The following is a 20,286-nucleotide window of genomic DNA, read 5'->3' on the forward strand; positions in this document are numbered from 1 at the left end:
GCGCCGAGGTGACCGGGGAGGCGGCATACGGCCTCTATCCTCGACGGGTGAGTGACGCACCCATCGGCATCTTCGACTCCGGCTACGGCGGCCTCACCGTGGCCCGGGCCGTGCTCGACCAGCTGCCCGGGGAGTCCATCGCCTACCTGGGTGACACCGCGCGGGCGCCGTACGGCCCGCGGCCGATCGCGGAGACCCGCCGGTTCGCGCTCGAGTGCCTCGACCGGCTCGTCGACCACGGCGTCAAGTGCCTGGTCATCGCCTGCAACACCGCCAGCGCGGCCGTCCTGCACGACGCGCGGGAGCGGTATGCCGTGCCCGTCGTGGAGGTGATCCGGCCGGCCGTGCGCCGCGCCGCCGCCGCCACCCGCAACGACGTGGTCGGGGTGATCTCGACGCGGGGCACCCACCAGTCGCGGGCCTACCCCGACGCCTTCGCCGCCGCGCCGCAGATCCGGGTCGTGAGCCAGCCGTGCCCGCGGTTCGTGGAGTTCGTGGAGTCGGGGGTGACCGGCGGCAAGGAGGTCGTGGCGGTCGCGCACGAGTACCTCGACCCCGTGATCGCGCAGGGCGTCGACACGCTGATCCTCGGGTGCACGCACTACCCGCTGCTCACCGGCGTCATCTCCTATGTGATGGGAGACACGGTGACACTGGTGTCGTCGGCCGAGGAGACTGCCAAGGACGTCTACCGAGTGCTCGCCGACAGCGACGCGCTGCGACCGCCCCTCGAGGGCGCGCCGTCGCACTCCTTCACGACGACGGGTGACCCGGCGGAGTTCCGGCGGCTGGCCCGGCGCTTCCTGGGGCCCGAGGTGGACACCGTGTTCGCCGACGACAGGGGTGCTCCGTGAGACTCACCGTGATCGGGTGCTCAGGGTCCTTCCCCGGGCCGCAGTCGCCGGCGTCCTGCTACCTCGTGCAGGCCGACGACGCCGACGGTCGCACCTGGTCGGTGGCCCTCGACCTCGGCAACGGCGCGCTGGGGGCGCTGCAGCGGCACCTGCCGCTCGGGGCGCTCGACGCGGTGCTGCTCTCGCACCTGCACCCCGACCACTGCCTGGACATGTGCGGGCTCTACGTCACCCAGAAGTACCGCCCGGGCGGGACCACCGACCGCATCCCGGTGTGGGGGCCGACGGGGACCGGGGAGCGGCTGGCCATGGCCTACGGCGGCGGCGAGGGCGACGGCATGTACTCCGCCTTCGACTTCCACGACTGGTCCGACGCCGAGCGGGTGCAGGTCGGACCGTTCACGGTCACCGTGGCCGAGGTGTGGCACCCGGTGCAGGCCTACGCGATCCGTGTCGAGGCTGATGGGGCGGCGCTGGTCTACAGCGGTGACACCGACCTGTGCGACGGGCTGGTGGGGCTGGCGCAGGGGGCGACGCTGCTGCTGGCCGACTCGGCGTTCGTCGAGGGTCGGGACCCGCTGCGGGGGATCCACATGACGGGGCGGCGGTGTGCGCAGGCCGCGGTCGCGGCGGGGGTGCAGCGGCTGATGCTGACCCACATCCCGGCCTGGAACGACCCCCAGGTGTGCCGGGCGCAGGCCGCCGAGGTGTGGCCCGGCGAGGTCGAGCTGGCCGAGCCCGACCGCACCTACCCGCTCTGACCTGCCGCCGGTAGGCGGATCGACCGGCCTTGCTTGCCCAGGCTGATCGCGCCGCCGCCGGTAGGTCTGTCGGGTCGGCGGGGTCAGGGGGCGAGGCGGCCCACCACCGGCATCGACTGGAGCTTGTCGCGGGCGTGGCTGCTCCTGACGAAGGCCTCGGTCGCGTCGCTGCCGGCCCTGACCCCGTGGTGCGCCCCGCGCTGCACCCACGTCGGGAAGCCGGTCATGTCGTAGACCACGCCGCTCACCGCGACGTAGCACGCAGCCCCGTCGCGACACGTGGCCGCGGCGAGCTGGTCGCCCGAGATGGTGACCGTGTCCAGCCGGTGCTGCTCCTGCGTGCTGAAGGTCCGCTCCAGCTTGGTGCGGTCACCGGCATTCGGGTCGGGCGTGAGCAGGTAGTACGCCGACACGGCCGCGATCACGACGATGACGGCGACGGCGATCCACATCCAGGTCTTCATCACTCCCTCTCGCTGAGACACCATGTCTCATTCCGATGTGAGACACTATGTCGCATGAGTGGAGACGCGGCATCAGGGGGGTCCCTGAGTCAGCCCGGAGCCGCCGACCGAGTCCTCGCGGCCGCGGTGGCGCAGATCGAGCGCGAGGGCATGGCCGTCGGCCTCGACCAGATCCGGATGGAGCAGGTCATCAAGACCGCGGGCGTCTCGCGGGCCAGTGCTTACCGCAGGTGGCCGACGCGCGAGGCATTCCTTCGGGACGTGCTGGTGACCACGGTGCGGCATACCTCCCTCATCCCGGAGACCGAGCGCGACGTCGCCCAGATCTCGGCCCTCGTCGCCGACCGGTGGGACGAGCTGGCCACCGACCGGGGGCGCCGCGGGCTGGTCGTCGAGGCGCTGCGGCTGGCCACCGACCTCGACGTGCGGCGTCTGGTCGCGAGCCCCCGGTGGCGGACCTTCCTGTCCCTGTCGGCGACCCTGCCCGGGCTGCCCGAGGGGGAGGTGCGCGACGCGGTGGCGCAGGCGCTGCGGCAGACCGAGGACGAGTTCGTGCGGCGCCGCTCGGAGGTCTACGCCGGGCTGGCGGAGCTGATCGGCTATCGGCTGACGGGGGCCGGGAGCTTCGCGACGCTCGCCAGCGCCACCGGCGCCCTCATGACGGGCATCGTGCTGCGCGCGACCGTCGACCCCGGGTGGCTGGACCGGCGCGCCCGGGAGAGCCTCTTCGACGCTGCCGCGGCGAGCTGGTCGGAGCCGGAGCGGCACCTCGTCGGGATGGTGCTGGCCCACCTTGAGCCGGACCCCGAGATCCAGTGGGACAGTGCCGCTCTCGCGGCGCGGCTCGCGGCCTTCCAGGACCGGGTGGCGGCGATGTATGCCACCGCGAACGGCGGCTGACCTCCCTCAGCGGCGCGACAGGGGCGACGGCCACCAGGTGCGGTCGCCGAGCTCGCGCACCACCGCCGGCACCAGCAGCGACCGCACCACGAACGTGTCGAGCAGCACGCCGAAGGCCACGATGAACGCGATCTGCACCAGGAAGCTCAGCGGCAGCACCCCCAGCGCCGAGAACGTCGCGGCCAGCACGATCCCCGCGCTGGTGATCACGCCTCCGGTCACCGCCAGCCCCACCAGGACGCCCTCGCGGGTGCCCCGCCGCTGCGACTCCTCGCGCACCCGCGTCATCAGGAAGATCGAGTAGTCGATCCCGAGCGCCACGAGGAAGACGAACCCGTAGAGCGGCACGGTCGGGTCCACGCCCGGGTAGTCCAGCCCCCACGTGAAGAGCGCCGCGAAGACCCCCATGGTCGCCGCGAAGGACAGCACGTTGGCCAGCGTCAGCACGATCGGGGCGACGAGCGAGCGCAGCAGCAGCACGAGCACGACGAAGACGACGGCGAGGATGGCGGGAGCGACCACCTTGAGGTCGTGGACGCCGGCGTCGCGGGCGTCGAGCCCCTGCGCGGCCACCCCTCCCACCAGCGCACCCTGGTCGATGGGGTGCACCGCAGCCCGTATGCCGCGGACGAGCGCCTGCGCGGCCGGGGTGTCCGCCGGTGGTGTCGTCGTGGCCTGGAGCAGCACGCGTCCGTCCACGACCTTGGGTGGCGTCGCGGGGTCCGGCCGGCCGCCGCCCGCGCTGCCCGCCTGGTCGGTCAGCGGGACCACCGAGGCCACCCCGTCGACGCCCTGCAGCGCGCTGGTGACCTGCCCGGCCCTGGCCTGGTCGACGATGACCTGCACCGGCGACCCCGAGCCGCCGGGGAAGTGCTGGGCGAGGGCCTTGCCCCCGGTCACCGACTCGACCTCGGTCGTGAAGTAGGAGGACTGCGGGGCGCCGTCGGCGTTGAGCACGGGCACGAAGGCGGCGCAGGCCGCGAGGGCCAGGGTGGACAGCACCCAGGCGCGGCGGGGGTGCTGCCCGACCAGGCGGGCGACGCGGCCCCAGACCCCGCGGCCGCCGATCTTGTCCTGGGCGTGCACGTGGTCCACGCGGGGGATGGCCGGCCAGAAGATGCGTCGTCCGGCGAGGAGGAGCACCGCGGGCAGGAAGGTGAGGGCGGCGAGCATGGCGCCGGCGATCCCGAGCGCCCCGATCGGGCCGAGGCTGCGGTTGTTGCCGAGGTCGGACAGCAGCAGGCACAGCAGCCCGAGGATCACGGTGCCGCCGGAGGCGAGGATCGGCTCGACCGAGCCGCGCCAGGCCCGCGCCATCGCGGTCCAGTGGCTCGGGTGGTCGTGCAGCTCCTCCTTGTAGCGGGCGACGAGCAGCAGCGCGTAGTCGGTGGCGGCGCCGACGACGAGGATGGACAGGATGCCCTGGCTCTGCCCCGACAGGGTGAGGTGGCCGCCCTGGGCGAGGGGGTAGATGACGAGGCCGGCGGCGGCGAGGCCGAAGATCGCCGTGGCGAGCACGGCGAAGGGCAGCACGGGGCTGCGGTAGACGATCAGCAGGATGACGAGCACCACCCCGAGCGCGACCAGCAGGAGGATGCCGTCGATGCCGCCGAAGGCCTTGACCAGGTCGGCCGTGAAGCCCCCGGGCCCCGCGACGTAGGCCGTCAGCCCGGCGCTCGCCAGCGCGGCGTCCCGCTGGCTGCGCAGCGCGTCGGCGACGGCGCCGACGGGCTTGACCCCTTCGATCTCGTGATCGGTCTTCGTCGTGTCCACGGTGACGGGGACCAGCACCGCCTTGCGGTCGGGGGAGGGGATCACGACGGGGGGCGCCGCCAGCAGCGAACCCACCGTCACGTCCCGGGTGCCGGGGACCCGCAGCCCCGGCACGGCTTCGGCATACGTCTTGACCGCGGCGAGGTCGCCCGGCGTGAGACCGGAGTCCCGCGTGACCACCACGAAGTAGGGCAGGGTCGCCTGGTCGCTGAACCTCGCCGCCACCTCCCGCGCCCGGGTGGACTCGGCGCTCTCGGGCAGGAAGGACGCCTGGTCGTTCTTCTGGACGCTGGACAGCGACCCGATCCGGGGCCCGCCGACGCCGCCCACGGCGAGCCACGCCACGAGCACCAGCAGGGCCACCAGCAGACGGCGCCAGGGTCGGCGGCCCGTCGGCCCGTCGCCCGACTCGTCGGGGCGGTGTCGACCGGGGGCTCCCTGCTGGTTCATTCCACCATTGAAACAAAGCACGTGAGACACGGCGCAGCGGCTGCGCGCGTCCGGCGCGGCGGGGGGTTCGTCATACGGGCTGGATAGGGTGACGGGCATGACTGCTCGACACGACGGCCGCGCCCCCGACCAGCTCCGCGACATCCGCATCACCCGCAACTGGCTGGACCACGCCGAGGGGTCGGTGCTCGTGGAGTTCGGGCGGACCCGGGTGCTGTGCGCCGCGAGCTTCACCGAGGGCGTGCCGCGCTGGCTCAAGGGGCAGGGCACGGGGTGGGTGACGGCGGAGTACGCCATGCTGCCCCGCTCCACCAACACCCGCTCGGACCGGGAGTCCGTCAAGGGCAGGATCGGCGGTCGCACCCACGAGATCTCCCGCCTGGTGGGGCGGTCGCTGCGCGCGGTCGTCGACACCAGGCAGCTGGGGGAGAACACCATCGTCCTCGACTGCGACGTCCTGCAGGCCGACGGCGGCACGCGGACCGCCGCGATCACGGGGGCCTATGTCGCCCTGGCCGACGCCGTCGCCGGGGGTGTCGCGAGCGGCGCCATCGCCCGGACCGCGACCCCCCTGACCGGGTCGGTCGCGGCCGTGTCGGTCGGCATCGTCAGGGGAGTCCCGGTGCTCGACCTGGACTACCCGGAGGACTCGACCGCCGACACCGACATGAACGTCGTCATGACCGGCGACGGCCGCTACGTCGAGGTGCAGGGCACGGCCGAGGCGGAGCCCTTCGACCGGGCGCTGCTCAACTCCCTGCTCGAGCTCGCCGAGAGAGGCTGCGCCGAGCTGACGCGCCTGCAGCAGGCCGCGCTCGCCGAGACGCCGCGGGAGCGGGTCCGGTGACCCGCGTCGTCCTCGCCACCCGCAACGCCGGCAAGATCCGCGAGCTCGAGACGATCCTGCGCGAGACCCTGCCCGACGTCGAGGTCGTGGGGCTCGGCGCGTTCCCCGAGCTCGAGGACGTCGTGGAGTCCGGGGTCACCTTCATCGACAACGCCACCCTCAAGGCCACCTACGCGGCCCGTATGACGAATCTCCCCGCCGTGGCGGACGACTCGGGCCTGTCGGTGGACGTCCTGGGCGGCGCTCCCGGGGTCTTCTCCGCCCGCTGGTCCGGGCGGCACGGCGACGACGCGGCCAACCTGCGGCTCCTGCTGGACCAGCTCGCCGACGTGCCGGACGAGCACCGGGCGGCGCGGTTCCGGTGCGCGGCGGTGCTGGCGCTGCCGGACGGCACCACCGTGGCCCGGGAGGGCGACTTCCCGGGGACCCTGACGCGTGAGCCGCGGGGCACGGGCGGGTTCGGCTACGACCCGGTCCTGCAGGTCGAGGGCGACGCCCGCACCGCCGCCGAGCTCACCCCCGAGGAGAAGAACGCGATCTCCCACCGCGGCAAGGCGTTTCGCGCGCTCGCCCCCGAGATCGCCCGCCTGCTCGGCCACTAGCGGCACGTGACGCAGAGCCGTGGTCTGGGGGCGCCCGTCCTCAGGCGTCGCGGGGCGGGCGGGAGCGCGTGGACTTGAGCTCCGAGCGGCGCGCCTTGGCGGCGAGACGGCGGCGCTGAGATCCCTTGGTGGGCCTGGTCGCCCGTCGCGCCGGCGGCGGGGGAGCGAGGGCCTCGCGGATGACGGACGCCAGCCGCTCCCGGGCGGCACGTCTGTTGTGCCGCTGCGACCGGTGCTGCGACGCGTCGATGGTGACGACCCCGTCGACCAGGCGGCCGGCGAGCGCCGCCACCACCCGGTCGCGCTGCTGCTCCGTCAGGGCGGCCGACGCCGCGGGCTCCCAGGACAGCTGCACCCGCGAGTCGGTGGTGTTGACGCCCTGACCCCCCGGGCCGGAGCTGCGCGAGAAGCGCTCGGTCAGCTCCGCCGCCGGCACCACCACGCCGCGGGGGATCCCCGGTCCCGGCGGGACGGTGAGGTCGGCGGTCGGCATACGACCACTGTGACAGAGGCGCCCGGCTCACCAGGGTGAGCCGGGCGGTGAGGGTGCGCACGGCGGGACTCGAACCCGCACGCCGGGGCACAGGAACCTAAATCCTGCGTGTCTGCCAGTTCCACCACGTGCGCGAGCCCGGCCGAGGAGGCGGCCGGGCGGGCTGCCAGGCTACCGGTCAGGCGCCGAGCCCCAGCGCCTTCGACAGCGACGCGACGTGGCCCTTGGCCTTGATGTTGTACCTCGCGAGCGTGACCGTGCCGTCCTCGTCGAGGACGATCGTGGACCGGATGACCCCCTGCACGGTCTTGCCGTAGTTCTGCTTCTCGCCGTAGGCGCCGTAGGCCTTCAGGACCTCCAGGCTCGGGTCGCCGAGCAGCGGGTAGGTGAGCCCCTCCTTCTCGCGGAAGCGGGCGAGCCTGGCCGGCTCGTCCTTGCTGATCCCGACGACCTCGTAGCCCGCGGCCTGCAGCGCACCCAGGGAGTCGCGGAAGTCGCAGGCCTCGGTCGTGCAGCCCGGGGTCATGGCGGCCGGGTAGAAGAACAGCACGAGCTTGCGGCCGCGGAGGTCGCGCAGCGACACCTGCTCGCCGGTGTCGCTCGGGAGGGTGAAGTCGGGGGCCTGGTCGCCGGGCTCGAGGCGTGCCATGTCGGGGTCCTTCCAGGGCAGGGGCGGTTGCACCAGGAGCCTACGGGGTATGTCGCTGCTCAGTCGCGCAGCACGACCAGCGCAAGCTGCTCCGCGGCAGCTGGCGTCTGCGTTATCGTCAGCATCAGGTCCAGCGTGCAACGCGCTTCCCGACAGCGAGGAGATCACCGTGACCGAGCAGCAGAAGGCCGCGCAGGAGAAGTCCCTGTCCGACCTCGAGTCCGACATCGCCAAGAGCCGTGAGCGCCTGGCCGCGACCATCGACGAGCTCGCCTACCGCGCCCAGCCCAAGAACATCGTGGCCGCGCAGAAGCGCCAGCTGCGCGACACCCTGCGCGCCAAGTACAACTCCTTCATGGGCACCTCCTCGGAGAGCACGACCGAGCCGAGCACCACGATCTACCGGGGCGAGCGGACGACGACCTACGGCCAGCCCTCCACCGTGGACCAGGCCAAGGCCAAGGCGGAGGAGCTCAAGGCGACCGCTGCGGACAAGCTCGACGAGCTGAAGGCGCGCACCGAGTCCCACGGCCAGCACGCCGACACGACCGGGCAGACGTCCTTCGCGGACCTGCGCACCCGCGCCCAGGTCAAGGCCGACCAGGCCCGACTCAAGCTCGACGAGGCCACCCACGACGCGGATGGCGAGCTGCGTGCCGACCGCGTCGCCACCGGGCTCGCCGTGGCCGGTGCGGTCCTGGTCAGCCTGGGTGTGGCCCGCCGCAACCGCGGCTGAGCGCCCGGCGCCGCCGATTTCGCCATCGGCACCCCGGCTGGTAAAGTCTTCACTCGTTGCGCCGCTAGCTCAATGGCAGAGCAAGTGACTCTTAATCACTGGGTTCGGGGTTCGAATCCCTGGCGGCGCACCAGACGTGACGTGAGCGGCCCGATCCATCCGGATCGGGCCGCTTCGTCGTGGTCGGGCCGCTGTCCTAACCCGCCGCCGGCGGCGGCGCGGTGCGTTGCGGCAGGGCCTTCCGTCGCGGGACCCGTCGGCCTATGCTGCTGTGTGATGTAGGTCACACATGAATGCGGGGAGGCCGCCATGGTCCGCACCACGCTCGGTTCGACGCTCAGCGCCGCCCTCGTCGCCGCCGTGCTCGCGGCCTGCCTGCTGGTGCAGGCCCCCGCCCCACCCGCCGCCGCCGCGACCACCCCGACGGTCGTCTCCCTCACCTTCGACGACGGGGACGCGGACCAGCTGGCCGCTGCGGGGACGATGCGCGCGTCCGGCCTCGCCGGCACCTTCTACGTGGTGACCGGCTGGGTGGGGGCGCCCGGATACCTCACCCGCTCGGACCTCAGCGCGATGGCGGCCGACGGCAACGAGATCGCGGGCCACACGGTGACCCACCCCGACCTCGTGCAGATCTCTCCTGACGAGGTCCGCCGCCAGATCTGCAACGACCGGGCGACGCTGCACGGCTGGGGCTTCCGCCCGGTGAGCTTCGCCTACCCCTTCAGCGACGCCAACCCCGCCGTGGAGACCGCCGCCCGCGACTGCGGCTACACCACGGCCCGCGGGCTGGGCGACGTCCGCAGCGCCTTCGGCTGCCTCACGTGCGTGCGCGCCGAGACGTCCCCGCCGCCCGACCCCTTCTACCTGCGCGCCCCCGACCAGGTCGACGGCCGGTGGACGCTGGCCAACCTCAAGAGCCAGGTCACCTCGGCGAGCACCCGCTCCGGCGGCTGGGTGATCCTGACCTTCCACCGCGTGTGCGCCCCGATCGGCAGCGCGAGCTGCCCGGCCGACCGGTCCGTGACGCCGGAGGTCTTCCGGGCCTTCGTCACGTGGCTCGCCTCCTACGCCCGCACGGCCGCCAACAACACCAGCGTCCGCACCATCGACCAGCAGGTGCGGACCTACCTGGCCGGCAGCTACCCGCCCTACGCGCCGCCGACGGCGGTGCCCCCGAGGCCACCGGCCCCCGCCGGCACCAACGCGGTGCTCAACCCGTCGCTGGAGAGCCTCGACGGCGCGACCGGGTTCCCGGCCTGCTTCCAGCCCGGCGGCTGGGGCACCAACACCCCGAGCTGGGCCCGGGTCGGCTCCAGCCACACCGGAGCCGCGGCGCAGCGGCTGTCGGTGACCGGCTACCAGGACGGCGACGCCAAGCTGCTGCCCACCCTCGACCTCGGGACCTGCTCGCCGACCGTGGTGCCCGGGCACGTCTACCAGGTCAGCGCCTGGTACACGTCGACGGCCGTCACCCAGCTCGCGCTCTACTACCGGGACGCGTCCGGTGCCTGGCGGTACTGGACCTCCGGGCCCTGGATCGCCGCGAGCCCCACGTGGCAGCAGGCCGTCATGACGACCCCGCCCGCACCGGCCGACGCGACGGGCCTCAGCTTCGGACTCGCGCTCATCGCCGACGGGACCCTCACGACGGACGACTACGCGGTGACCGAGGTGACGGCCCCGACAGCCGCGACGGCCGCAGCCACCGCGCGCACCGCGCCCACGGCGGTCACCTCGTCGGGCACCAGCGCAGGCCAGGGCGCAGCCGGCCACGGCGCGGCGCGGCGGCAGGGCGTGCGGGGCACGGCATACGTCCCGGGCGGCTCGTCCGCGGTCGCCGGGGTGCGGGTCGCGCCGCCGCCGTCGATGGGCCCGTCGCGCGGATGACGGGGCGCGCGACCACCTCGCGGGCGACCCTGCTCACCGGCGCGCTGTGCCTGGGGCTCGCCACGGCCCTGGTCGGGGCCTGCGACCAGCCGCAGCCGGGCGGCAGCGCCACCTCGACCGGGCGCGGGACGTCGGCAGCGGGGCCTCCGACCACGGGCTTGCCCGGGGTGCCGCCGCCAGGTCCCTCGCCCCGGCTGACGGCCCCCTCGTCACGGCCCGTCGCGCCCCGCGTGGTCACGCCGCGGCCACGACGCAGCTACCCCTGGCACACGGGGGTGGTGGCGACGACCTTCTGGGTGGGCGAGATCTTCGACCCCACCGCGCCCGACGGGTCGCAGCGGATCTCGACGTATGACGCCCGCTGGCTCGCCCACTACGGCGGCTGCGACGGCGTCGTCGTCGCCGGGGACTGCCGGACCGAGCGGCGCACCGCGGCCAACGGGTGGTTCCCCACCGCCATGACCCCACGGGAGAACCCGTTCTACCTGGACGTGCCGTTCGACGACCTCAACGACCCGACCGGGTTCGCGACCCGGTGCCGGGTCGTCCCGTGGGCCGGGGACCCGGGCTATGCCGGGCGGTGCACCGACCGTGCGTTCTCCTACCTCAAGAACCGGTGGGTGCGCGTCGTGGGCCCCCACGGCGCCACCTGCTACGGGCAGGTGCAGGACGCCGGGCCGGGGGAGTACCACAACGCGGACTACGTCTTCGGCCACGCCGACCAACGCCCCGTCAACCGCCGCTACGGCGGGGCGGGGATGGACGTGTCGCCGGCGCTCAACGGCTGCCTGGGCTTTCGCGACCTGGACGGGTCCGACGACCGCGTGCGGTGGCAGTGGGCGGAGGCGTCCGAGGTGCCGCCCGGCCCCTGGACCCGGCTCGTGACGACCACCCCGGTGACCACGGACTGACGCTCGGCTCACGGTGGGTCGGTGGTCCGCCACACCTCCTCCGGCAGGTCCCAGATGGCAGGGTCCTCCCGTCCCAGCCGCCACAGCGCGACTCCGCCGAGCCGGTGGGTGGCGGCGAGGCGCAACTTCTCCCGGACGCTGCGGGCGTTCTCGTACCACACCTCGTGCCGCGCGCCGCCCTCCTCGTAGGTCAGGTGCGGGGACTGGCTCGCCAGGTCCCACAGCTCGTCGCTGTGCCGCACCTGCGCCTGCTCGGAGATCTGCCGCCACGTCAGCACCTGCGTCCTGGGGCCGCCCCAGTCGTACCCGAACAACCCGACGCCGAGCACCAGCTTGTCCCGCGGGACCTGGGTGACGGCATACCGGATGACCCGCTCGACCCAGTCGGCGGGCCCGATGGGCCCTGCCGGGCCGGTCTCCCAGTGCCAGTCGTAGGCCATCAGGACCACCTGGTCGGCCGACTCGCCGATCGCGCGGTAGTCCTGGGCCACGTTGCGCTGGTCGTAGCCGGCGTCGGTCTCCTTGGCGTGCACCGTCACCCACAGCTCGTGACGGTGGTCGTGGAGCTGGTCGGCGAGCTCGCGGACGGTCGTCAGGTAGTCGTCGCGGCGGTGCGGGGGGACGTCCTCGTAGTCCAGCTGCAACCCGTCGTAGCCCTCGTCCTGCACCAGCCGGGCGAGCGCCTCGACGTGGGCGCGACGGCGGGTCGGGTCCGCCATGATCGCCGGGACGGTCGTCTTGTCCCACAGCCCGTCCGTGGTGCTGGCGACCGTGGGGATGACGCGCAGCCCCAGCTCACGCAGCTGCGTGACCAGCCGCCGCTCCGACTCCGTCGTGAGGCCGGGCTGCAGGGTCGGTCTGCCGTCCTCGGCCACGCCGTAGGACCACGGCGACGCGACCGTGACGGTCCCGGGGTGGGCTCGGAGGCTCGCGACGGCGTCCTCCTGGTCCCAGTGCGGGATCGCGCCAAGCACCGTGGGACCCCGCGGCGCGAACCACCCCCGGGCGCTCCACGGCCTCACGGCCGCGACCAGGGCGGCGACGACCAGCGCGACGAGCAGCAGTGCCGCCGGCAGCGGCAGCCGCGGGCGCCGCCGGGACCGGCCTGGGCCACGGCCCTCGCCGCCGTCCGCCATCCGGGCTCAGAACGACCGGGTCGCGTCCACGGCTCCCGCCAGGGCAGCCTGACCGGCCGGGATGTGCCCCGCCGGGACGGGGTGCGCCGGGACGGGGTGCGCCGGGACGGGGTGCGCCGCGGGGGAGGGCGCCGTCGGTGCCGGCCCCGCCGCTGCCGTTGCGCGAGCGCGGAGGTCGGCCGCGACCAGGTCGATGATCTCGTCGATCCCGGTCCTCGCCTCGAAGCCCACCAGCGCCTTCGACTTGGCGTTGTTGGGCACCCGCCGGCGCATGTCCTCGTATCCGGGGCCGTAGGCCTGCTCGTAGGGGATCAGCACGACCTCGCTGCGGCTGCCGAGCCGGTGGATGATGCGTCGCGCCAGGTCCAGGATCGAGATCTCCAGGGCCCCACCGAGGTTGAAGGCGTCGCACCGCGACTCCGGGGCCTCCTGGATCGCCACCACGGCGGGCACCACGTCCCCGACGTAGGAGAAGCACCGTGTCTGGCGGCCGTCGCCGTAGACCGTCACCGGCTCGTCCCGCAGCGCCTGCCCCACCAGGTTGGGCACGACCATCCCGTAACGGCCGGTCTGGCGCGGCCCGACGGTGTTGAAGAGCCGCACGATCGACACCGGCAGGCCGAGCTCGGTCCAGTAGGCGTGCCCCATCGCCTCGTCCAGGCCCTTGGCGGCGGCGTAGCTCCACCGCGACAGCAACGGGGAACCGAGCGTCATGTCGGACTCCTCACCGAGCGAGTCGGCGGTGTTCTTGCCGTAGATCTCGCTGGTGGAGGTAATGAGCACCTCGGCCCCCTCGGCGAGCGCCGCCTCCAGCACCGTCTCCGTGCCGTGGATGTTGGTGCGCAGGCTCGTCAGCGGGTCGTCGACGATGCGGTGCACCCCCACCGCGGCGGCCAGGTGGAAGATGCGGTCGGCGCCGCGGACGGTGTCGCGCACCAGGGCCTGGTCCAGGACGCTGCCCGGTTGGAAGGTGAACCGGTCGGAGGCGGTGGCGGCCGCGAGGTTGGCGAGGGACCCGGTCGACAGGTCGTCGAGCACGACCACCTCGTCGCCGCGGGCCAGCAGGTGGTCGGTGAGGTGGCTGCCGATGAATCCGGCGCCCCCGGTGACGACGGTGCGCATGGTGGGGTGCTCCTTCGGGTGCGCTCAGAGGGTGTCCCAGCCGTGCTCGGACGCGAGCCGGAAGGTCGCGTCGAGCACGAGCGGGACGTGGGTGGCCCAGGTCAGGTCCTCGCCCGCGTGGTGGCACACGAGGACGGCCAGCTCGGGGTCGTGGGCGGTCGGCGAGTCCAGGCCGTATGCCGTGGTGCCGTCCGCCAGCCGGATGCTCGGCACCAGCGGGTCGTAGAAGGCCACGTCGGCACCGTGGTCGCGCAGCTCGGCGTAGATCTCCAGGGCGGGCGACTCCCGGACGTCCTGGACGTCGGGCTTGTAGGCGACCCCGCTGACCAGGACCCGGGTGCCCGGCAGGCCGCGGCCGTGGTCCGACAGGACCGTGCGCGCCCGGTCGACCACGTCGCGGGGGCGGGCCGCGATGCTCGCCATGGCCTGCTCCGTCACCGGGATCCGCACCCGGTGCCGCCGCAGCTGCCAGAGCAGGTAGTGGGGGTCGCAGGGGATGCAGTGGCCGCCGACGCCGGGGCCGGGGTAGAAGGGCATGAAGCCGTAGGGCTTGGTGGCGGCGCCCGCGATGACGTCCATGACGGACAGCCCGAGGACGCGGCACGCGTCGGCGAACTCGTTGGCCAGGGCGATGTTGACGGCCCGGAAGGTGTTCTCGACCAGCTTGACCATCTCGGCGGCGGCGGGGGAGGCGACGGCGTGGGTGCTGGCGCCGTAGGTGCCGAGCAGGGCGCAGGCGCGACGGGTGCACTCGGCCGTCACGCCGCCCACGACGCGCGGCACGTCCTCGATGAGGTGGGCCTCGTTGCCCGGGTCGATCCGCTCGGGGCTGAAGGCCACGAACACGTCCGTCCCCACGTCGAGGCCTCGGGCGCGCAGCGGCTCGACGAGCAGGTCGCGGGTGCAGCCGACGTAGGTGGTGGAGGTGAGCACCAGCAGCTGGCCGGGGCGCGCCTGCTCGACGACGGTCCGGCACGCCGCCCGCAGCGGCGCCAGGTCCGGCACCAGGTGGTCGTCGATTGGGGTGGGCACGCAGACGATGACCGCCTCGGCCTCGCGCAGCAGGGTGGGGTCGTCGGTGGTGGTCAGCCGGGCCGGGTGCCGCGTGACGTCCGCGAGCCGGCCACGGTCGCGCTCGAGCAGGTCCGCCTGGCCGCCGGCGATGGCGGCGAGGCGGGCCCGGCTGGCGTCCAGCCCGAGCACGGTCCGGCCGGCCGCCGCGAAGGCGAGCGCCGTCGGCAGCCCCACGTAGCCGAGCCCCACGAGGGCGACGTCATGGGTGCCGGGCGGCTCGACGGCGCCCAGGTCCGGCGCCACCGGTGCCACGGAGGAGCTGGGGCTCGCCACGGCGACGGGGGCCGGCTCCACCGCGAGGCTCGGCGACGTCTCGCTTCTGACTTCGACCAGGCTCATGGCGAGCACCTCGATCCGTCTCGATCACCTCATGGGGAGGACGATGGAAGACAGTGATCTTCATCACAATTCCCCCATCAGGCAGGCTAGGAAGGAGTCGTCAACCGGTCAACGAATCCGGGGTCGCCGTCCCTCCTGCGGGTCCGCCAGGCGACTCACGGATGATCACCGGTCGCGCTCGGTAGACCATCGGCTGGGGGCGCTGGGGTGCTGGGGCTGCTGGAGGTCACGGTGGCCCGGCGCCGGGCCGGGCTCACCCAGCGACCGGTGGACGGTCCCGCCCACGCCCGGGCCAGCGCCGCGAGGCACAGCGCGGCGTCGACGACCCGCAGCGCCGGGAAGCCCACGGCATACAGCAGGTATGCCGCTCGCCGCGTGCTGATCGCGGCCAGCAGCGTCATGAGGAGGTCGGGCAGCAGGACGCCGAGCAGGACGTCGCGGACCGAGAGGAGGCCGGCGAGCCACACCAGCCAACCCGGGGCGGCCGCGGTCGAGGCGACCAGGGCCGAGGCCACCAGGCTGCAGGCGAGGAGGGGCAGCACCAGCAGCCACACCAGGCACGAGCCGACCAGCTCGACGACGAAGAGCCACAGGGCCGCCCAGAACACCCCCCGGTGCACACCGTGCAGCCGGACGGTCTGCCAGAAGCCCAGCAGCCACCGCCGCACCTGGAGGCGGTAGTCGCGGAACCGGTCCGGGTCCTGCGTGTAGGCGGTGGCGGCCGCGGGGTGGAAGGCGATGCGGCCGAGGCGCTTGCGGTGCACCTCGAAGGTCATGTTGAAGTCCTCGATGACCAACCCGGGTGCCGCGACGTCGATCTCGCGCAGCGCCCGGGAGCGGTAGAGGCTCGCGAAGCCGGGGACGATGGGGACGGCGTTGGCGGGCCGGGCGGCCTGGCCGTACTTCAGGAGCAGCTGGACCACGACGTAGAGGCGCTCGCGGTAGGCGACGAGGAAGCGTCCCAGCAGCGTGGGGGAGGCGGGCTCGAAGATGGTGCGCGCGCGCCCGGCGACGGCCACCACCTCGGGGTCCGCGAAGAGCGGCAGCGCGGTCGTGAGGTAGTCGTCCGCGGGCTGGGTGTCGGCGTCCAGCAGCATGACGACCTCGTAACGGTCGCAGAGCCCGAAGTGCTCGATGCCGGCGGCGAGGGCGCCCGCCTTGCCGCGGTTGGGCTGCAGGTCCAGGACGTGCGCGCCGCTCCTGCGGGCGAGCTCGACGGTCCGGTCCTGCGACCCGTCGCTGACGATGTAGACCTGCGTGGGGGCCACGAGCCGGGTGGCGCTGCGGACCGTCTGCTCTACCACGAGCTCCTCGTCGTGCGCGGCCACGAGGATCGCGACCTGCTCCGGCGTCGGCGGGTGCGGGGTGCGCCGGTGGGTGCCCGGGTGGGCGGGGGTCACCGAGCCGTATGCCGCGGCCGCGAGCCGGCACAGGCCCACCAGCGACCACGCCGTCGTGGTGACGCCCACGACCAGCACGGCCAGCACCAGACCGGACATGCCTCACCGCCTCGGGTCCCGCCACCGTCACCGGGCCGGTCGGACCGGTCTGGCAGCGTTGGACCGACCATGCCCCCAACCCGCGGCCCCGGGGGAGGCCCTGGCACGAGGCAGAGGCCGATCGCCCCCCGGGCGGGTGCCCAGGGGCACGCTGCGTCAGCGGCTGCGCCGGTTGCGTGCCCGCACGAGGAGGCCGAGCACCAGCACGGCCACGGCGGTCAGCAGGAGCGGGACCAGCCAGGCCGGAGCACCGGTCGACTCCTGGCCGGTGCGCTCGCTCGTGCCCTGGCCGGTGCCCTGGCTGCTGGACGGGGCCGCGGCGCCCGAGGTGGCTGCCGAGGTGCGCTGCGCGCCGGACGTGGCGGCGTCGGAGGTGAGGCTGGTGGCGCCGGGTGTCGTGCTGGACGTGCTGGAGGTGCTGGAGGTGCTGGAGGTGCTGGAGGTGCCGGACGTGCTCGTCAGCGTGAAGCGGAGCTCGCCCGCGATGCGGTGGGTGTCGGCACTGACCACGCTGTAGACGACGCGGTAGGCGCCCGGCTGCAGCTGCGCCGGCAGGGTCGCCCGGACCGTCGGGCCCGCGGCCGTGACGGACGTGCTCAGCTGGTCGCCGGCGGGGCCGGTCACCAGCACCTTGCTGAACTCACCCTTGATGTCCTCGTTGAAGGTCAGCGTCACCGCCCGCGGCGCGGTCGTCACGGTGCTGCCGTCGGCGGGGTCGGAGGAGACCAGGGTCGAGTGGGCGGACGCGGTCGTCGCCACGGTCGCCAGCACAACGCTGACCAGGGCGGTGAACGCCAGCGTGAGCAGCGCGGTCAGGCGGGGGCGGTCGGGCAGCGAGCGGGCTGACGGTCGGCGAGCGGGCAGGGTGCGCATGGTTCCTCTCGGGGCGGGAACGCGTCGGGCGCCGTGGTTGTCCACAGCCCGTCGCGCTCCGGTCGGGGTCGTCCCCAGGCGAGCGGTCGCCCGGGCCGGTGCGGTCCGGTCCTTCCTAGCATCCTCCCCAGGATCGCCCATGGGAGGGCGGTGGGGCAGGGAGGTGACGGTGGACGGACGTGAGGTGGCGGCGTGCGCGGCGCAGCTGGAGCGGCACGCGCGCGACATGGAGGAGGCGGCCGTGCGGATCGAGGCGACGGCGGCCGCGATGGACTGGGAGTCCCCGGCGGCCGAGGCCGCTCGGCGCCAGGTGACGCTGCTGACCGACCGGCTGCGGTCGGGCGCCGAGCAGGTGCGCGAGGCCGCGGCGTCGGTGCGCGCCCACGGGATCGCCGCGTCGGCGGCGTGGGCAGAGCTCGCGCGGGCGTCCGCGGAGGTGGGGGCGGTCGCGGCGGCAGGGGTCGCGGGGCTGCGTCGGGCGATGGAGCTGGAGTCTCCTGGCGGGCTCGTCTCCGCGGGTCGGCCATGACCGACGCCGGCCCGGGCGCCGGGCCGGGCATCACCGGGCCGCGCGTCACCGGGCCGCGCATCACCGGGATCGACGGTGGCGCCGGGGGCACGCGGGTGGTGGTGGAGGACGTGGTCCGGCTCGCGGGACTGTGCCGGGCCGCCGGCAGCGAGGTGCACGACGGCGCGGTGGCCCTGTCGTTGGCCCGGGCGGCCCTGCTGGTCGAGGGCACGGCCGCGCTGTCCCCGGTGACCGCGGCGCACGCCGGCATGCTGCTGCAGCGAGCCACCTTCGGCCCGGACTCGCCCGTCGTGGTCGCCGGGGGCGCCGGGACGCTGGGGCTCGGGCTGACGGCCGCGGCGCACGCCTACGACGCGGTCGAGGTCGCCAACACCGCGCTGTGGGAGGCGGCGGGGGTGGCGGCCGTCGTCGGGGACGTCGCCACGGCGGCGGCGTGCCCGCAGCGGGTGATGACCGACGCCGGTCAGGCGTACCTCGGCGAGGTCGTCGAGGCCGGGCGGCCCCTCGGTGCCGAGGAGGCGGGCAGCCGGTGGGCCAGCGACCACGCCCTCGACCTCGAGCAGCGGGTCGAGGGGGTGGCCGTGCTCGGCTCGGTGCTCCCGCTGGCGGCCTCGGTCGGCGGTCGGGCGGTGGTGGGGGAGCACGCCGAGGTGGCTCCGGTGGCGGTCGTCGCCCACGAGCTGGCGCCGCTCTGGCAGGACGGCGACCCCGAGGTGGCCGCGGTCGGTCCCCCGGTGGCGACGACGGCGCCCCGATCGACGCAGGACCTGGTCCGCGGGCTCGCCGAGACCAACCGCGAGCCCGACGGCACCGTGGCGGTGCGGACCATCACCTCCGGGGCGGGCGGCCGGGAGCGGCACGCCGTGGTCGTCGACGTCCCGGGGACCGACGCGTGGTCGCTCCCGGGAGAGCAGACCGACCAGGTGCGCGACCTTTCCGGCAACGTCACCGCGTCGGCGGGCGAGGCCAGCGCGTACGCCCGTGGGGTGGAGGAGGCGGTCGTGACGAGCGGCGTGCCCCGGGACGTCCCGATCACGCTCGTCGGTCACTCCCAGGGCGGCATGGCGGCGACGATGGCGGCCGAGCGGCTGCAGCGCCGCGGATACCGGGTCACCCACGTGGTCGCCGTCGCCGCCCCCATCGCCAACCTGCGCCAGCCGGCGGGGGTCACCACGCTCGCCCTCGACGGCGACCGCGACCTCGTGACCAAGGCCGACGGCCGCCCCAACGGCGATCAGGCGCACCGCGTGACGGTCCGCTTCGACAGCGGCCGCTCCGGGGTGGAGGTCAACCACGACCTCGAGACGTATGCCGCCGCCGCAGCGCTGGTCGACGACCAGGGCGACCGCGAGGCGTCGCTGGCGCCCGTCCTGTCCTCGTTGCGGCGGGACGGTGCCATCGTCGCGGCGGGCGAGCCGTCCCGCGCCGAGGTGGTGCACGTCCGGGTGAGCCGGGCCCGCCCACGACCGGGTCCGTGAGCCGGGTCCGTGAGCCAGGTCCGTGAGTCGGGTCCGGGAGCGGGCGGGCGGGGCGGCATACGGCTCACGCCCGGGACCGGGGGGTGAGAGGGGGCGGAGACGAGGATCGCCCCCGACCGGCGAACCGGTCGGGGGCGATCACGTGGGGTGAGTGACGGGACTTGAACCCGCGGCCACCTGGACCACAACCAGGTGCTCTACCAGCTGAGCTACACCCACCATGGCGCCGGGCACGGAAGCCGTGCCGATCAGCGCGGACCATATTACCCCGGATCGGAGGTGCTCATGACCACCTCAGTCGGCGGCGGGAGCCACCGACCCGTGACGCGCCGCGATGGCCTTGGCCTGGTCGCTGGTCGGCCCCGGCTGGGGCACGAAGACCGCCTCGCGGTAGTAGCGCAGCTCGGCGATCGACTCGGTGATGTCGGCGAGGGCCCGGTGCCCGCCGAACTTCTTGGGCGAGTTGAAGTAGGCGCGGGGGTACCACCGCCGGGAGAGCTCCTTGACCGACGACACGTCGATAACCCGGTAGTGCAGGTGGGACTCCAGCTCGGGCATGTCCCGGGCCAGGAAGCCGCGGTCCGTGCCGACGGTGTTGCCGCCGAGGGGGGCCTTGCCGGCCTCGGGGACCCACTGGCGGACGTAGTCCAGCACCGTGGCCTGCGCGTCGGCGAGCGAGAGGCCTGACTCCAGCTCGGCGAGGAGGCCGCTGGTGGTGTGCATCTCGCGCACGAAGTCGTTCATCTGGTCCAGGGCCGCCTGCTCCGGGCGGATGACCACGTCCACGCCCTCCCCGAGCTGGTTGAGCTCGAAGTCGGTGACCAGCGCGGCGACCTCGATCAGGGCGTCGTCGGTGAGCGACAGCCCGGTCATCTCGCAGTCGATCCAGACGATGCGGTCGGTCAG

General features: G+C 74.1%; 20 protein-coding genes and 3 tRNA genes. 11 read left to right on the forward strand and 12 right to left on the reverse strand.

Translation table 11 applies throughout. The features are described 5' to 3' along the window. Positions 1-47: 47 nt before the first annotated feature. Together murI and ADJ73_RS09400 are read left to right on the forward strand one after the other, a co-directional pair. A complete protein-coding gene (gene murI, locus ADJ73_RS09395; protein ID WP_050348060.1) occupies positions 48-854 on the forward strand; it encodes a glutamate racemase in 807 nt (268 codons plus the stop codon). Further along, positions 851-1,615 (forward strand): MBL fold metallo-hydrolase, encoded by a 765-nt coding sequence (locus ADJ73_RS09400; protein ID WP_050348061.1) that lies wholly within the window; start codon positions 851-853, stop codon positions 1,613-1,615. The genes murI and ADJ73_RS09400 overlap by 4 nt, the downstream gene beginning before the upstream one ends. Before the next feature lie 83 nt (positions 1,616-1,698). Here the strand turns inward: ADJ73_RS09400 and ADJ73_RS09405 are convergent, their stop codons facing one another. After that, entirely contained in the window at positions 1,699-2,079 is a 381-nt protein-coding gene (locus tag ADJ73_RS09405) for a cytochrome b5 domain-containing protein (protein WP_050348062.1), read from the reverse strand. Positions 2,080-2,133: 54 nt separating this feature from the next. Between ADJ73_RS09405 and ADJ73_RS09410 the strand changes: the two genes are divergently transcribed. Then, positions 2,134-2,979 carry a TetR/AcrR family transcriptional regulator gene (locus ADJ73_RS09410; RefSeq protein WP_156188188.1) on the forward strand — a complete coding sequence of 282 codons (846 nt, stop codon included), beginning with the start codon at positions 2,134-2,136 and terminating at the stop codon, positions 2,977-2,979. A 6-nt stretch (positions 2,980-2,985) separates the two neighbouring features. Here the strand turns inward: ADJ73_RS09410 and ADJ73_RS09415 are convergent, their stop codons facing one another. Further along, the gene (locus ADJ73_RS09415; protein ID WP_050348064.1) at positions 2,986-5,202 is read right to left on the reverse strand and encodes an MMPL family transporter; all 2,217 of its coding nucleotides are present in this window, start codon (positions 5,200-5,202) and stop codon (positions 2,986-2,988) included. 97 nt (positions 5,203-5,299) lie between these two features. Here ADJ73_RS09415 and rph point away from each other — a divergent pair, with 97 nt between their 5' ends. Both rph and rdgB read left to right on the forward strand, forming a co-directional pair. Then, entirely contained in the window at positions 5,300-6,049 is a 750-nt protein-coding gene (rph, locus tag ADJ73_RS09420; RefSeq protein ID WP_050348065.1) for a ribonuclease PH, read from the forward strand. Next, positions 6,046-6,651: an RdgB/HAM1 family non-canonical purine NTP pyrophosphatase gene (rdgB, locus tag ADJ73_RS09425; protein ID WP_050348066.1), complete on the forward strand. Its 606-nt coding sequence runs from the start codon at positions 6,046-6,048 to the stop codon at positions 6,649-6,651. Before rph ends, rdgB begins: the two co-directional genes overlap by 4 nt. A gap of 40 nt (positions 6,652-6,691) precedes the next feature. Here rdgB and arfB read toward each other — a convergent pair whose 3' ends face one another. The 3 genes from arfB to bcp form a co-directional block, all read right to left on the reverse strand. Beyond that, positions 6,692-7,144, reverse strand: a complete 453-nt coding sequence (gene arfB / locus ADJ73_RS09430) for an alternative ribosome rescue aminoacyl-tRNA hydrolase ArfB (protein ID WP_050348067.1) — start codon at positions 7,142-7,144, stop codon at positions 6,692-6,694. Positions 7,145-7,198: 54 nt separating this feature from the next. After that, positions 7,199-7,278: transfer RNA gene (locus ADJ73_RS09435), tRNA-Leu, on the reverse strand. Positions 7,279-7,322: 44 nt separating this feature from the next. After that, positions 7,323-7,793: a thioredoxin-dependent thiol peroxidase gene (bcp, locus tag ADJ73_RS09440; RefSeq protein ID WP_050348068.1), complete on the reverse strand. Its 471-nt coding sequence runs from the start codon at positions 7,791-7,793 to the stop codon at positions 7,323-7,325. A gap of 169 nt (positions 7,794-7,962) precedes the next feature. On the opposite strand from bcp, the gene ADJ73_RS09445 reads away from it, so the two are divergent. From ADJ73_RS09445 to ADJ73_RS09460, 4 genes are all read left to right on the forward strand, one after another. Then, positions 7,963-8,529, forward strand: a complete 567-nt coding sequence (locus tag ADJ73_RS09445; protein ID WP_050348069.1) for a DUF3618 domain-containing protein — start codon at positions 7,963-7,965, stop codon at positions 8,527-8,529. Positions 8,530-8,587: 58 nt separating this feature from the next. After that, positions 8,588-8,662 (forward strand) — tRNA-Lys (locus tag ADJ73_RS09450). A gap of 176 nt (positions 8,663-8,838) precedes the next feature. After that, on the forward strand, positions 8,839-10,419 hold the full coding sequence (locus ADJ73_RS09455) for a polysaccharide deacetylase family protein (protein ID WP_050348070.1): 1,581 nt from the start codon (positions 8,839-8,841) through the stop codon (positions 10,417-10,419). Further along, entirely contained in the window at positions 10,416-11,330 is a 915-nt protein-coding gene (locus tag ADJ73_RS09460; protein ID WP_050348071.1) for a hypothetical protein, read from the forward strand. The genes ADJ73_RS09455 and ADJ73_RS09460 overlap by 4 nt, the downstream gene beginning before the upstream one ends. 8 nt (positions 11,331-11,338) lie before the next feature. Here the strand turns inward: ADJ73_RS09460 and ADJ73_RS09465 are convergent, their stop codons facing one another. From ADJ73_RS09465 to ADJ73_RS09485, 5 genes are all read right to left on the reverse strand, one after another. Further along, complete coding sequence (locus tag ADJ73_RS09465) at positions 11,339-12,466, reverse strand: glycosyl hydrolase family 18 protein (protein ID WP_050348072.1); 1,128 nt, start codon at positions 12,464-12,466, stop codon at positions 11,339-11,341. Positions 12,467-12,472: 6 nt separating this feature from the next. Then, the gene (locus tag ADJ73_RS09470) at positions 12,473-13,588 is read right to left on the reverse strand and encodes an NAD-dependent epimerase/dehydratase family protein (protein WP_082176881.1); all 1,116 of its coding nucleotides are present in this window, start codon (positions 13,586-13,588) and stop codon (positions 12,473-12,475) included. A 24-nt stretch (positions 13,589-13,612) separates the two neighbouring features. Then, positions 13,613-15,001, reverse strand: coding sequence for a nucleotide sugar dehydrogenase (locus tag ADJ73_RS09475; protein WP_082176882.1), 1,389 nt, complete (start codon positions 14,999-15,001; stop codon positions 13,613-13,615). Positions 15,002-15,156: 155 nt separating this feature from the next. Beyond that, complete coding sequence (locus tag ADJ73_RS09480) at positions 15,157-16,500, reverse strand: glycosyltransferase family 2 protein (RefSeq protein ID WP_082176883.1); 1,344 nt, start codon at positions 16,498-16,500, stop codon at positions 15,157-15,159. Positions 16,501-16,656: 156 nt separating this feature from the next. Further along, a complete protein-coding gene (locus ADJ73_RS09485; protein WP_050348073.1) occupies positions 16,657-17,373 on the reverse strand; it encodes a copper resistance CopC family protein in 717 nt (238 codons plus the stop codon). 169 nt (positions 17,374-17,542) lie between these two features. Between ADJ73_RS09485 and ADJ73_RS09490 the strand changes: the two genes are divergently transcribed. Further along, complete coding sequence (locus ADJ73_RS09490; protein ID WP_172669712.1) at positions 17,543-17,902, forward strand: hypothetical protein; 360 nt, start codon at positions 17,543-17,545, stop codon at positions 17,900-17,902. Further along, the gene (locus ADJ73_RS17710) at positions 17,899-19,380 is read left to right on the forward strand and encodes a thioesterase domain-containing protein (RefSeq protein ID WP_050348075.1); all 1,482 of its coding nucleotides are present in this window, start codon (positions 17,899-17,901) and stop codon (positions 19,378-19,380) included. The genes ADJ73_RS09490 and ADJ73_RS17710 overlap by 4 nt, the downstream gene beginning before the upstream one ends. A gap of 143 nt (positions 19,381-19,523) precedes the next feature. On the opposite strand, the gene ADJ73_RS09500 is transcribed toward ADJ73_RS17710, so the two are convergent. Together ADJ73_RS09500 and orn are read right to left on the reverse strand one after the other, a co-directional pair. Beyond that, positions 19,524-19,599: transfer RNA gene (locus ADJ73_RS09500), tRNA-His, on the reverse strand. Between the two features lie 75 nt (positions 19,600-19,674). Continuing rightward, a complete protein-coding gene (gene orn, locus ADJ73_RS09505) occupies positions 19,675-20,253 on the reverse strand; it encodes an oligoribonuclease (protein WP_253272720.1) in 579 nt (192 codons plus the stop codon). Positions 20,254-20,286 lie beyond the last annotated feature (33 nt).

Source organism: Arsenicicoccus sp. oral taxon 190, from assembly GCF_001189535.1.
In the GTDB taxonomy this organism is placed as follows: Bacteria; Actinomycetota; Actinomycetes; order Actinomycetales; family Dermatophilaceae; genus Arsenicicoccus.